Genomic DNA, 13187 nt, shown 5'->3' on the forward strand with positions numbered 1-13187 from the left:
AGAATAGATGACCGAAGGGTTGTTTATTCTTTTTTTCATATAATTGGACGGCGATGCTTTCTGTTAGTAACATAAAGGAGAAGGGTGGTTGAGGATATGCTTGATTCAACGTTGATGGTTTGCTTGGATTGGCTGATGATGATTTTAAATCTTGCTTCGATCATTATATTAGTGGTCGGTGTTTTTTTAGTATTAAAAACGTTGTTTGATTGGCGGACTTTGAAGAAAGATTATGGACAGCGAAATAGCCGAAATGCAGAGATTCGCAAATTGTTGGCTAGTTATATTTTATTAAGTTTAGAAGTTTTAGTGGTGGCAGATATCATTGAATCTGTCATCAAACCAACTTGGACAGATATTTTAAAACTTGCTTTGATTATTTTGATCCGTACGATCATTTCGTATTTCTTGAATTTAGAGATCGAGGAACAACAACGAGCGAAGGCGGGGATGAAAGATGAAAGCTGAGATGATCGATGGATTGGCTCCTTATTTGGAGTGGTTAGTACTGCTGATCGATCTATTTGCGATCGGGCTTCTTTTATGGGGGGCGTGGTTGGCATTGAAAGATTTTATCTTTTTCTCATTGGATAAAAAAATGGCGAAAGAAGACCGAATCTTTCAAAATAATGCGATCAAGAAGATGTTGGGTGGCTATATTCTCTTAAGTCTGGAAATCCTGATTTCAGCTGGGATCATTGAGTCCATCATCAAACCGACATTGCAGGATATATTTCAATTGGCGGCATTGGTGGTTATCCGAACAGTCATTTCGTATTTCTTGAATAAAGAAATTGGTTCAGTAGAAACACAATAAGTAAGGGAAAAACTGTTCTCATTTCCTCTAAATCCAATGGAGCAGTTGAAGTAAATAATTCGAAAAATAGACCAAACTTCACAAAAATCGATTGATTTTTGTGAAGTTCTTTTTTATGTCTTGAGATATTGGGCAAGACTTGTTATTGAAATAAATAGGCAATAGCGGACATCTTAAATCAAGGCTTGAAATATCACTTTACAGCTAAGACGATCGCTTTTTCAATGGTATCAACAGAAACAGGAATGATACCGGAAAAAGGGATAGCATCTGGTGTATAAAGTGTACGTTCACACAAGATCTTGGTATTTTCTTTTGTTGCGAGTGTTTTCAACTCTTCGGTAAGTTGATTATAGATAGTGGGTTCTACATGAAGGATACAGGTAGTTACTTTTTCTAAAGCCTCGCGATAAATCAAATAGCGAACATCTGAGTTAGTGACAATATAGATATGAAAACGAGATTTGTCGAGACGTAAAATGCCACTTAGTTCAATAATAAATGCATCCAAACTATTATTATTGATTCTTAGATCATAAGGTAATCGTGCTTGCCATTGTTGAAATAAAGGAAGTACCTCTGCCAATAATCGTTGTTGTTCCTCCGATAAAAGATAAAACTTTTCTGGCATAAATAATTGATAGTTGTCCCAAGTAGAGCGCATCAAGCGGATCAATGCACGCTCGAATGCTTTATTTCCAAGAAAGGGGTAATCGAAATGAGTTTCAAATCGGTGGATCAACTCTTTGATTTCCTGACTATCTTCAATAAAGACTTGATGTAATTGGCGGAAATCTTCTTCGATTGCTTCATAAGAATCAAAACCATAATCACATAAGTTGAATAGCACTAAGACAAAATAGAATTCATCTGGTACATAATGATTTTTGAGATTCGTTTTTTCCCATATCTCTTTTACATAGGCATAGATCGGGCGTTTTTGGATTTCTTCGATGAAATGAGCATTCGTCGATAGAGGCCAAGTACGCTGACTGATATAACTAACTACTAGCCCCACACGTAGAATTTCCCGATTTTCTTTGTCATAGATCCGACCGCATTTCGCTGTTAAAGAGTTAATAAAAGTTTCGACTTCGTCCCAATAACCTGGTGGTAAAGCAGGTACTTTTAGGATGCCTGTTCGATAAGCGACATTCAGGATCAGTAATCTGCGTTCGATTTCTGTGAATTTAGGCGAATAATGTTCGATCTTGATTCCGCAATTGGAAAAATAGTCAAGAACTTGCTTTTTTAATGAATAGGCTTTGCTGACAGAAACAAATTCTACTTCTGTTAATTGGATATAGTCTGGCTCTTCTTCTAAATACAACTGGACTGTTTTTAGAAATAAAGAAGGGCGAGCTAGTTGCTGCATCAAATGGAATCGTGGAACATCTGGTGTGAAATATAAAGAATAATGATCTTTATCTCTTGTTGCATAGATCACATCTGGTGCTAATTCTTTTTTCAATGCTTTGATATCGTTCAATAAAGTTGTTTTGCAGACTCGTAATAATTTTGAGGTCGTATCCAAGTCGATTTCTTTCGTTGTGTAGAATTGGCCGCAAAGAAACAATTGACGTAAAATGTTTTTTTCTAAATAGGCTTCAATCATTAAGACTCCTCCACATTGTAAATAATTGATCAAATGCATATTAATTATGCCATGTTTTGAAAGTGAAAACATGAATATTTTTCTGGAATGTCTTTTTATCCCCTTTTTAACGGCTTTTTTTGTTATAAAAAATGAAATAATAAAAAAATATAGAGAAAAAATGAATGTGAAAATTAAACAAATGCATAATAGGATAGATGGAGATGCGAATGAAATGATAAGAATGGCTTTTATTGTTCATTTTTTAAATGATTTGATTTTCTTGTAGAAGTAATTGGTGACATTTATAGGATTGGAACGTTCGGTTTTGTGAAAAGAAAATTCAGAAAAATCTAACTTTATTTCTTTTTTTTAGAAATCAGGCTGTTTTTTTACTTGTTATAAAAAAAATTATCTCATTTTTTGGGTCTATAGTCAGTTGTGTGATACAGGTGCACGAAACATCTGCAGTTGCAACACGTTGGCCAACGAAAAAATGGAGGTAATGAAACATGAAAGATATGGATATCAAAGCCGTCTTTATTGGCGACAAAGCAGAAAATGGTGCAGTTTACAAAATGTTATTGAACAAGATGGTCGATGAACATCTTGGATGGAGAGAAAACTACCTTCCTGGTGATCTTCCTGCAATCAGCGAGGAAGATAAATTGGCTCCACGATACATCGCCACCCGAGAACGAATGATGACAGTGTTGGATGAAGTCAGTGAACGGATGCGCGCTGGTTCGATTCCTTGGCATTCTGCCGGTCGTTATTGGGGGCAAATGAATGCAGAAACGTTGATGCCTTCGTTACTAGCTTATAATTATGCTATGCTTTGGAATCCTAATAACGTTGCCTTAGAATCCTCAATGGCTACCTCACAGATGGAAGCAGAGGTTGGTCAAGACTTTGCTGAATTATTCAATATGATAGATGGTTGGGGCCATATTACAGCGGATGGATCGATTGCCAATTTAGAAGGTCTTTGGTACGCACGTTGTATCAAATCAATTCCATTAGCCGTGAAAGAAGTCTTCCCAGAAAAAGTTGAGAATAAGACAGAATGGGAATTATTGAACCTTTCTGTTGAAGAAATACTCGAAATGATCGAAACATTTACAGATGAAGAGTTGGATGCAGTGAAAGCTGCGTCTTCTCGTAGCGGAAAACATATTCAAGAATTAGGTAAATGGCTAGTGCCACAAACCAAACATTATTCATGGATGAAAGCTCTAGATATTTGTGGAGTAGGACTAGATCAAATGATCGCTATCCCAGTACAAGAAGATTATCGCATGGATGTGGCGGTATTAGAAAAAACGATCCGCGAGTTAGCAGAACAAAAAATCCCTATTCTTGGTGTCGTAGCTGTTGTTGGAACAACAGAAGAAGGGCAGGTTGACAGCGTTGATAAAATCGTAGAATTACGTGAAAAATTACGAGGAGAAGGGATTTATTTCTATCTCCATGTCGATGCAGCGTATGGTGGTTATGCTCGTTCCTTATTCTTGAATGAAGCAGGTAAATTTGTTCCTTATGAATCATTGACTGAGTTCTTCGAGGAACATCAAGTATTTCATCATCAAGTGAAAATCGATAAAAGTGTTTATGATGGCTTTAAGGCAATCACTGAAGCGGACTCTGTGACGATCGATCCTCATAAAATGGGGTATGTTCCTTATGCAGCTGGCGGTATTGTCATCAAACATAAAAACATGCGGAACATCATTTCTTATTTTGCTCCTTATGTTTTTGAAAAATCAGTCAAAGCGCCCGATATGTTAGGCGCATATATTCTAGAAGGATCAAAAGCTGGAGCAACAGCCGCCGCAGTTTGGACAGCTCATCGGGTCTTACCATTGAATGTGACTGGATATGGGCAATTGATTGGTGCATCGATCGAAGCTGCGCAACGTTTCAGAGAATTTTTAGGTCAATTAAGCTTTACAGTCAAAGGGAAAACAATTGAAGTTCATCCATTGAATCATCCTGATTTCAACATGGTCGACTGGGTATTCAAAGTCCAAGATTGCACAGATTTGAAGAAAATCAACGACTTGAATGAAAAAATGTTTGATGTCTCTTCTTATATGGATGGAGATGTGTATGATGAACGCTTTATTACTTCACATACTACCTTTACAAAAGCAGATTATGGTGATTCGCCAGTTAAATTTATTGAAAGCCTAGGACTCTCAAAAGAGGAATGGCAAAAAGAACAACAAGTGACTTTGTTGAGAGCCGCAATCATGACGCCGTATTTGAATGATGATAAGATTTTTAAATTTTATACAGAGGCGATCACAAAAGCCATTGAAAAGAAATTGAACGAGTTACTATAAAAAAACGAATCGTTGAACCGTCTAGCAATGAATGAAAGACACTTCCCCAGCTTGTCCACAGGAGATCATAAAAGTAAGTATGCATAAGAAAAACGTCAATATTTATTTTTCAAAATTGCACGTGTATTTTGACTGATATAAAAAGCGTACTTGTTGCTATGATCTCATTCCCCCTGTGGCATTCAGAAAGCTAGACGGTTTATTTGTCTGTGATAGAAAGAAGGAAAAATAAAATGGCGGATTCAAAATCCAAACAAATTACCACGCTGACCTTTATTGGGATGACTTGTGCGCTTGTTGCTAGTGTCCGAAATATCCCAGATGTGGCTGCGACTGGCTGGACGATGTTGTTTTACATGCTTGTGGCGGTATTATTCTATGCGTTTCCGATTTCATTGATCTCTGGAGAGTTTGCCGGGATGTTTCCACAAAATGGCGGGCCAGAATTGTGGGTATCTAATTCTTTAGGAAGAAAATGGGGCTTTGTTGTTTCTTGGCTTCTATGGGTCCAAATGTTTCCTGGAATGGTGATGGTTGCTTCTGCTCTTGCGCCATTATTTGGAAATATCATCGACAACGTGCCACTTGGGTTGAATAGCAAGTTTACGTTAGTTGTGATCTTAGTTGTTTATTGGATCGTTACCTTATTGAATTTGAAATTCGATATGGCAAAGATCGGCGGAAAGATTGGTGTCTGGTTAGGACTATATATTCCTTTAGCGATGATGCTTCTATTAGGCATCATTACTTGGATCAAAGTGGGGATTTTACCACATGGCACATTAGGAAGTTTCTCATGGGAAAAATTGATTCCTGATGCGAAAACAGCTAGCTCATTTGTTTATTTTGCACCAATCATGTTTATTTTTACTGGGATCGAAATGTCTTCTGTTTATATTACTCGTCTTAAAAATCCAGTGAAAACTTATATTCGCGGGATTTTTGCTGCTTTGATTTTCTTGTTTTTGGTGAATACGCTAAATGCGCTAGTTGTAGCAAATGTGGTACCAAAAGGACAAATGGAATTAAACAATATTGCTCAATCTATCTCCATCTATTGTCAAATCTTGGGGTTACCACATATCATCGTGAATATTTTCAGTCTGCTTGTTTTTGTCGGAGTTGCTGTACAGTTGTCTGCTTGGGCTTCGGGACCTGCGAAAACAGTTACCGCAAGTGCCAGAAAAGGAGCTTACCCACCAAAATTCAACTTTTGGAAAACGAATCAATTTGATGTTTCAAAATCAGTGATTTTAACTCAATCAACAATTATTTCGATTTTTTCATTGTTTTATCTATTGATTCCTGGAGTCAATCAAGCTTTCTTGATGTTAGTCAATTCAACCACAGTCATCTATTGTATCGTCTATGTGATCATGGGGATCGCTATCTTGAAATTAAGACAGGCTCATCCTGAATACAAACGACCATTTAGAATTGGCAAAAAAGGAAGCAATAGCAATCTAGGAGCTTGGATCGTTGTCCTTATCTTGTTTGCAGCGATTGTGTTTTCTGTGGGATTGACGATGAAAGCAGGCACATTGATCAACTTGATTGCAGTGACTGTGATCAGCCTTGTCTTATTTTTTGCACCTTTAGGTATCGAAAAAATCAGAAAACCATCATGGGAGCAAGAAGTAACTGACAAATTGAACAAAGAATAAAGAAAAGGTGAGTAAGATGGAACGAACAACAATGAAGAAAGCTTTAACGAATCGAAATATCCAAATGATTGCGCTAGGAGGTGCGATCGGTACAGGTTTATTTTTAGGTTCTGCTAAAGCAATCCGATTGGCTGGACCGGCTGTCTTACTCACTTATTTTATTTGTGGAATTGCTATTTATAGTTTGATGCACGCAATGGGTGATCTATTTTTAACAAATAGCGATTTTCAATCGATCGGTGATTTCATTCATTACTATCTGGGTGACCGTTGGGCTTTTTTTGTCAATTGGACGTATTGGTTATGTTGGATGGCAGCAGGGTTAACGGAATTAACGGCGATAGGATTGTATATTCGCTTTTGGTTTCCTGACAGTTCGCCATTACTTAGCGGAATCCTTGTTCTTAGTGTATTGGTCGTAGTCAATATTGTTGCTGTACGCTGGTTTGGCGAATTAGAATCATTTTTTTCTACGATCAAGATTTTTGGGATCTTCCTATTTATTTTGTTGGGCATCGGCATCAGCATCTGGCATTTTCAGACACCTCATATTGGAGTCAAAGAGAATTTCGGAACGATTCATTCCTTTTTCCCATTTGGGTTGGCAGGAATCGCTACTTCTTTTCCGATGGTATTATTTAGCTTTGCCGGTGTGGAGATGATTGGATTGACAGTAGGGGAAACAAGCGACCCACAAGAAAATTTGAAAAAAGCAATCAAATGTTTACCTGTACGCATTCTTTTTTTCTATATTGGAACGATCGTAGCGATTTTATTGGTTGTGCCCTGGCAAAATCTTGATTTAAAAGAAAGTCCATTGGTCACGATGCTTCAAATGGTCCATTGGAGTAAAGGCGCGGGAATGATCAATTTTATCATCTTGGTGGCTTCCTTGTCCTCCACGAATAGTGCAATCTACAGTACAAGTCGTATCTTATATAATACGGCAAAAGAAAAAAATCTATCCAAATGGTTTTTATTTATTTCTTCCCGTAGTGTACCGCTACATGGCATCTTATTTACAGGTGGTATGTTCTTGCTAGGATTGTGTCTACACTTTTTTGTTGCAGATAGTCGCATGTTATTTCAATTATTAGCTGGGATGACTACAGTTTGCTTTTTATTTGTTTGGTCTTCGATTCTTTGTGCCCATCTTAAATTGCCAATCAATCTGCTACAAAAAAATCGAGACAAAGTAACATTTCTTTTCTTCCTTATGGTGGGATTGAGTCTGTTTTTTGAATCAGCTACCCGAATGATTCCATTGATTTCCCTTGGTTGGTTTATTGGCTTGAATCTGATGTATAGAAGAATCCACGTTAGCCATAAAAAAGAAATGAGTGTGGGACAAAAGTAAGAAACACTTTTGTCTCATTCTTTAAAAACGAATAAACGGTGGGAGCAGAAGCAACTCCTCTAAAATTATTTATTTCAGGGTTCTCTGAAATAATCGCCGTTCATCCATGGCTCTCCTACGTATAATAAAAGTATCAAATCGAAACAGGAGGGATTGCCATGATGTGGTATAAAGAGACAGTTGACCAGGTGATGCAGACACTTCAGACAACTCAAGATGGATTAGGACAAGAAGAACGGACGAAAAGATTAGCGAAACATGGGTACAATCAAATCGAAGTCAAAAAGAAAGTTCATCCTTTAAGGAAATTTTTCAAGCACTTTACCGATTTGCTGATGACCATACTATTGATTGCGGCTCTTTTGAAATTTTTCACAGGCGATGTGATCGAAGGAAGCATCATTTTAGCTGTAGTCGTCGTGAATAGTTTTGTGGGCTACTGGCAGGAGCGTAAAGCAGAAGAATCACTAAATGGATTAAAAGAGATGATGGGGCAAGAAGCTGTGATCTTTACGGAAGGGATCAAAGAACTGGTTGAGGCCAAAGAGTTGATTATCGGAGACATTATCGCTTTAAAAGCTGGCGATGTCGTTCCTGCAGATATTCGACTGATTGAGGTCCATGACTTCATGGTAGAAGAAGCTGCTTTGACAGGGGAATCGGAAGCTATCGAAAAAACGAGCGCAACGATCAAAAAGACGGTTGCTACTGGTGACCAAGTGAACATGGCGTTTTCAGGAACGTTAGTACAAACGGGGTCAGCAATTGGCGTAGTGGTTGAAACAGCCAACTCAACAGAAATCGGTAAGATCAACCAAGCATTACAAACGGTGGAACAACAGACCACGCCACTTGTCAGGAAAATCCATCAGTTGAATCAGCAGATTTTTCGCGGAATCATTTTCTTGAGCCTATTCCTGATTTTCTTCACAACATTTCGCTACGGATTGGAATTGAACTTTCTCTTTTCTACGATCATTGCCTTGATCGTGTCAATGATCCCAGAAGGCTTACCAGCTGTGTTGACGATGATCCTTTCATTGGGTGTGAATGAAATGGCGAAAGAGCAAGCAATCATCAAAGGATTACCATCAGTTGAAACTCTCGGCTCAATGACCGTGATTTGTTCGGATAAAACAGGAACCTTAACAAAGAACGAGATGAGTGTTGTAGAGACTTTGACAGATGAGAAAGAAAAAATGATTGCGATCATGAAAAATTGTCAGGAAGCACAAACAAAAGCAGATCAATGTGTAGCAGAGTTAAACGGGAATCCGACAGAGTTAGCGTTGTTGCGCTATGCTGAAAATGCAGAAATTTCTTTGACAAAGTTACACGGAAAATTGCCTTTTAGCTCCAGTTACAAGTACATGGCTACGATGCACGAACACCAAGATGGGAAAAACATTTATGTCAAAGGAGCGCCAGAAGTATTGCTAACTAAAGCAGACTTAACGGCTGAAAAGTTAAAAGAATGGCAAGAAAAAGCAAAAGCTTTAGCACAGAAAGGGCAACGTGTACTCGGTTTTGCTTATAAAGTGGTTCTGAATGAGCAGCCATTAACACATGAAGCGTTAGAACAATTAACGTTTGTCGGGATCGCTGGCATCATTGATCCACCCAAAGAAAGTGCAATCAAGGCTGTCAAGGAATGTCAAACTGCAGGGATTTCTGTCAAAATGATCACAGGTGATCACAAAGACACGGCAAAAGCTATTGCAGAGCAGATTGGGTTGAAACATACCACTACTGTATTAGAAGGAATCGACTTGGATCAGTTATCGGAGGAAGAATTAGCAAAGAAAGCCCAAACAGTGGATGTCTTTGCCAGAACGACACCAGAACATAAACTCCGAATCGTTGAGGCGCTACAAAAGAATGAGGAAATCGTTGGGATGACAGGTGATGGAGTCAATGACGCTCCAGCTTTGAAGCGAGCAGATGTCGGGATTGCTATGGGGATCAAGGGTAGTGAAGTCAGTAAACAAGCAGCAGATATGATTTTGGGAGATGATAATTTCCATACGATTGCCAAAGCAGTCAAAGAAGGACGGAGAATTTTAGACAATCTGCAAAAGACGATCAACTTCTTCTTACCAACAGCGTTAGCGCAAGGATTGATCATTATCTGGGCACTGTTGGCTAACCAACCACTACCGTTGACGCCTGTACAAATTCTCTGGGTAAATATGGTCACGACGATCACGTTATCCTACGCATTAGGATTCGAACAGGCAGGGAAAGATACGATGACAAGACCACCTAGAGATCCAAAGCAAGGGATCCTCACGAGGTACAATGTTTTTCGAATCTTTTATGTCTCCTTGCTGATCATGATCCCAGCTTACTTTCTGGCAATGCGCTTTGAGGGACAAGCGTTACAGCAGACCATGCTTTTACAAAATATCGTCGGCGCGCAAGCAGTATACATGATCAATTGCCGAGAATTAATAGATGCTTCCTTGAATAAAAGAATGCTGAAAAACAAAGCATTGTTCATTTCTTTAGGGATCCTTTTCATTCTACAGGCAGCGGTCGTTTACCTTCCCTTCATGCAACACTTGATTGGGACAATCAGTCTTTCACTACAACAGCAACTACCAATCTTATTAAATATCATCATGTTATTTATAATCGTTGAGGTAGAGAAGGTGGTTAGTAAGAAAATGATCAAAAGGAGAGAATGAATTATCCATGGAAAAGATTTTGTGGAACATCTAACTTATCAAAGACCAACTCCTTAAAATAAGAATGGAGCTAAACGGTCTTTTCACAACCTAATCTACGGTGTTCAAGAAGCAACTCCTCAGCAATAATGCCTAGATTCTCAAAATATGAGAAGCTATTTTAAAAATCTAGTTCTTATTTGCTCGGAGCTGGGCGCTTCTTTCACAACCTAATCTACAGTGTTCAAAGGCTTGCATCTTCAACAATAAGCCTAAATAGATGAAAAACATGAGAAGCTGTTTTTCTCTGTTCATTCTTATTGCTTGATGCAGAACAGCCTTTTCACAACCTTTATACATAACTTCTTTTTGTCTTCTTGTAGAGGCGGTCTAGTTCGTTTTTTGTTGGGATGGTTGAGAGGTAGATTACTTCTATTGGTGGTGCTTCTATTGGGATGTTTGAGACGAATAAATCATTTTTATTGAATTTTATTTCTGCGAGTTGACTGTATTCTATCGGTTTTACTTGTACTCTTTTTCCAAAGGAGGCATTTAATTCCTGTTGCAAGAATGCTTTCCATGAGGGTTCTCCTTGAAAGAGAAAATAGACAATTACCTGATTTGGTTTGACGGCTAAGAGTGCTTGCTGTGTTAGTAAAGATAATAGATAGAAAAAATAGGTTTCATCATTGATTGAAAGAGCCGGTGTTTTTATTTTTTCAAGCAAACGTACTTTGTAAGGATACAAGTCGGTATAGTTAGTTTCATATTCTTCCACGAAATAATGATATTGTGACTGGAGTTGTTCCATAAGTAACGGTGATTCATGATATTTCAATAACATCAAAATAAAATTATGACTTAATTTTGTGTGCCGTAAAGAAGACAGGGATAAATGATCTGCAAGCTCCTGAACAAACTCTTGGATACTTGTTGAAAAAGGATAACTTGATAAAGTGTTAGTAATTTTAGTTGTATAGTTGTTATTGTAATTCCAACTATCTAAAAAACAAGAAAAGGCAAAAACGGATTCTTCATTTTTTAAATAAACTCCTTCGGTTTCGTATAATGCCTGTAGATCAGAGAGATAAAGGAGAAATAATGGGTCGGTCGGTGAGAGGGTATATGTTGTCATTCGACTATTTGCTTTTATGCGAATCGTGTTGATGAAAAACCAACAGACACCAAAAATCTCTTCTGTTTCTACTGCTAAATCAGTCTGATCGATCTGCTTTAAAAAACGGAAATAATGTGATTCATGTACAGAAAAATCTTCGAAAAAATAACTATTATGGGTGAATGGTAAAAGTAATCGATGATAAAAAAGGCGAATGGTTTGTTCTTTGCCGGTGATTTCCGCCTTGTGACGTGTCAACTTGATCTGCAAATGGTATGGGCTTAACGATAGGTTCAATTTTTTCACATGCCTTTTTAGCGTTTCATAAGACATCCCGTTGTTATTTAGAAAAGAAGGGATTCTTAATTGTTTGTTCACTAATAGTTCTTTTAAAAGTTGGACACTGATGGACTGTCGCAAGAAGGTTTCCCATAGATCGTTGGCCAATAAATTTGGTTGATGGTTTAAGTGGATACCAGCTTGATCACTATCGATCACCCAACCGTCTGGAAGTTGAGTACGGATCATTTGCAGATCAGAAAATACGGTTCTTTCTGTCGTGTCTGCTTCATTGGCTAGTTCATTGACTGTGATTTTTGGGTGGTTCAACAGCAGTTCGAGTAGGGTGACCTGACGCTGGATGTCTTTTTCAGTAATAATTTTTTTCATCAAAGAATACATAAGGCTCTCCTTTTTCTTATAAATAAGACATGGATTAATTGATTTTTTGTTTCTTTACTTTATAAAAAATAGCTTTTCTTAAGTATAAGGAAAAAAGAAAGGAAAGTAAAAAAACTAGCGATATCTTTTAACAATAAAGAAAAAAGAAATTTTCATCGCTTCCTTTTTTAATTAGGATTTTTGTTATTTTAATAAAAATAAAGTTTCTATTATTTGGGAAAAATAGTTTTCACGGATTCTGGTAAATGATTTATTCTATGTTCAGGGGGGAGAAAATGGAAAATATACCTATTACGCAAGATTTGCAACAATCCTTCAACTACATAAAAGCAAACAGTCTAATAAAAAAAAGACAAAAGAGTTCCAGGAATATCGAAGAGGTCATGTATGATCGAAAAAAAAGCAAAATGGCTGATGAAAAAGAGAATGACGTGTGGAATCAGATGTCTAGTTTAAGTGAATGTACTTCTGATGCGGTGGCTAGTTTGGCAGTATCAGTGGATCAGGCGCAGGAACGTAAATTACTGGCAGCTCAAGCTACTATAGAGATAACAAGGATGTGGAATGCTCTTTATTTTTCTCGTTGCTATCAGTTGGAGTGGTCAACAAAGTCCCAAGAATTAGAAGAAATAGAAAATAAAAGAAAAGCGAGACATGCTAGAAAGATGATTACTCAGAGAAAAGGTGTCTGTTTTTTCATCAATGAGCGATAGTCGGAAATCTATGAGTACGATCGACAAAACAAATCATAAAAGGGTCTGGGACATTAGTCTGAAAAATAAAAAAACACGTTGGATTTTGATCTTTATCATCAAAATCCAACGTATTTTTTTCTTTGACAGGTCTTTTCTTCCCATATATCTACTCAATTTTTTCAAATTTAACGCCATTAGGGCTAATCCCACATCAATCTTCGCTCCTTGTTTCCCACGCAAGTGGAAACGAT

The 13187-nt window shown here is 37.6% G+C and carries 10 protein-coding genes and 1 pseudogene; 8 read left to right on the forward strand and 3 right to left on the reverse strand.

All coding sequences use genetic code 11. The features are described 5' to 3' along the window. Nucleotides 1–96: 96 nt before the first annotated feature. On the forward strand, nucleotides 97–468 hold the full coding sequence (locus DVW83_RS06670; RefSeq protein WP_104661494.1) for a DUF1622 domain-containing protein: 372 nt from the start codon (nucleotides 97–99) through the stop codon (nucleotides 466–468). After that, entirely contained in the window at nucleotides 458–817 is a 360-nt protein-coding gene (locus tag DVW83_RS06675; RefSeq protein WP_104661483.1) for a DUF1622 domain-containing protein, read from the forward strand. Before DVW83_RS06670 ends, DVW83_RS06675 begins: the two co-directional genes overlap by 11 nt. 193 nt (nucleotides 818–1010) lie before the next feature. Here DVW83_RS06675 and DVW83_RS06680 read toward each other — a convergent pair whose 3' ends face one another. Next, entirely contained in the window at nucleotides 1011–2432 is a 1422-nt protein-coding gene (locus DVW83_RS06680; RefSeq protein ID WP_123862975.1) for a DNA-binding protein, read from the reverse strand. A 70-nt stretch (nucleotides 2433–2502) separates the two neighbouring features. On the opposite strand from DVW83_RS06680, the gene DVW83_RS06685 reads away from it, so the two are divergent. The 5 genes from DVW83_RS06685 (at nucleotide 2503) to DVW83_RS06705 (ending at nucleotide 10464) form a co-directional block, all read left to right on the forward strand. Beyond that, on the forward strand, nucleotides 2503–2700 hold the full coding sequence (locus DVW83_RS06685) for a hypothetical protein (protein ID WP_137239163.1): 198 nt from the start codon (nucleotides 2503–2505) through the stop codon (nucleotides 2698–2700). A 223-nt stretch (nucleotides 2701–2923) separates the two neighbouring features. Continuing rightward, nucleotides 2924–4756, forward strand: coding sequence for a tyrosine decarboxylase (gene tdc / locus DVW83_RS06690; RefSeq protein ID WP_104661480.1), 1833 nt, complete (start codon nucleotides 2924–2926; stop codon nucleotides 4754–4756). A 233-nt stretch (nucleotides 4757–4989) separates the two neighbouring features. Further along, nucleotides 4990–6420: an amino acid permease gene (locus DVW83_RS06695; RefSeq protein ID WP_104661479.1), complete on the forward strand. Its 1431-nt coding sequence runs from the start codon at nucleotides 4990–4992 to the stop codon at nucleotides 6418–6420. 16 nt (nucleotides 6421–6436) lie between these two features. Further along, nucleotides 6437–7777 carry an amino acid permease gene (locus DVW83_RS06700; RefSeq protein ID WP_104661478.1) on the forward strand — a complete coding sequence of 447 codons (1341 nt, stop codon included), beginning with the start codon at nucleotides 6437–6439 and terminating at the stop codon, nucleotides 7775–7777. 158 nt (nucleotides 7778–7935) lie between these two features. Continuing rightward, on the forward strand, nucleotides 7936–10464 hold the full coding sequence (locus DVW83_RS06705; RefSeq protein WP_104661741.1) for an HAD-IC family P-type ATPase: 2529 nt from the start codon (nucleotides 7936–7938) through the stop codon (nucleotides 10462–10464). A gap of 331 nt (nucleotides 10465–10795) precedes the next feature. Here the strand turns inward: DVW83_RS06705 and DVW83_RS06710 are convergent, their stop codons facing one another. Next, a complete protein-coding gene (locus DVW83_RS06710; protein ID WP_104661742.1) occupies nucleotides 10796–12241 on the reverse strand; it encodes a helix-turn-helix domain-containing protein in 1446 nt (481 codons plus the stop codon). Nucleotides 12242–12516: 275 nt separating this feature from the next. Between DVW83_RS06710 and DVW83_RS06715 the strand changes: the two genes are divergently transcribed. Continuing rightward, nucleotides 12517–12954: a hypothetical protein gene (locus tag DVW83_RS06715; protein ID WP_104661743.1), complete on the forward strand. Its 438-nt coding sequence runs from the start codon at nucleotides 12517–12519 to the stop codon at nucleotides 12952–12954. Here DVW83_RS06715 and DVW83_RS15455 read toward each other — a convergent pair. After that, a pseudogene (locus DVW83_RS15455) lies at nucleotides 12941–13187 on the reverse strand (hypothetical protein); the annotation flags it as partial. The gene DVW83_RS06715 and the pseudogene DVW83_RS15455 overlap by 14 nt on opposite strands.

Origin of the sequence: Enterococcus sp. VV15 (assembly GCF_005236045.1) — a bacterium.
GTDB lineage: Bacteria > Bacillota > Bacilli > Lactobacillales > Enterococcaceae > Enterococcus_B > Enterococcus_B durans.

What these genes read in the sequence shown, in the direction of transcription:
- DVW83_RS06710 (WP_104661742.1), bottom strand. Translation starts at nt 12,241, where the DNA reads ATGTATTCTTTGATGAAAAAAATTATTACTGAAAAAGACATCCAGCGT.
- DVW83_RS06675 (WP_104661483.1), top strand. Translation starts at nt 458, where the DNA reads ATGAAAGCTGAGATGATCGATGGATTGGCTCCTTATTTGGAGTGGTTA.
- DVW83_RS06705 (WP_104661741.1), top strand. Translation starts at nt 7,936, where the DNA reads ATGATGTGGTATAAAGAGACAGTTGACCAGGTGATGCAGACACTTCAG.
- DVW83_RS06695 (WP_104661479.1), top strand. Translation starts at nt 4,990, where the DNA reads ATGGCGGATTCAAAATCCAAACAAATTACCACGCTGACCTTTATTGGG.
- DVW83_RS06680 (WP_123862975.1), bottom strand. Translation starts at nt 2,432, where the DNA reads ATGATTGAAGCCTATTTAGAAAAAAACATTTTACGTCAATTGTTTCTT.
- DVW83_RS06700 (WP_104661478.1), top strand. Translation starts at nt 6,437, where the DNA reads ATGGAACGAACAACAATGAAGAAAGCTTTAACGAATCGAAATATCCAA.
- DVW83_RS06715 (WP_104661743.1), top strand. Translation starts at nt 12,517, where the DNA reads ATGGAAAATATACCTATTACGCAAGATTTGCAACAATCCTTCAACTAC.
- tdc (WP_104661480.1), top strand. Translation starts at nt 2,924, where the DNA reads ATGAAAGATATGGATATCAAAGCCGTCTTTATTGGCGACAAAGCAGAA.
- DVW83_RS06670 (WP_104661494.1), top strand. Translation starts at nt 97, where the DNA reads ATGCTTGATTCAACGTTGATGGTTTGCTTGGATTGGCTGATGATGATT.
- DVW83_RS06685 (WP_137239163.1), top strand. Translation starts at nt 2,503, where the DNA reads ATGAATATTTTTCTGGAATGTCTTTTTATCCCCTTTTTAACGGCTTTT.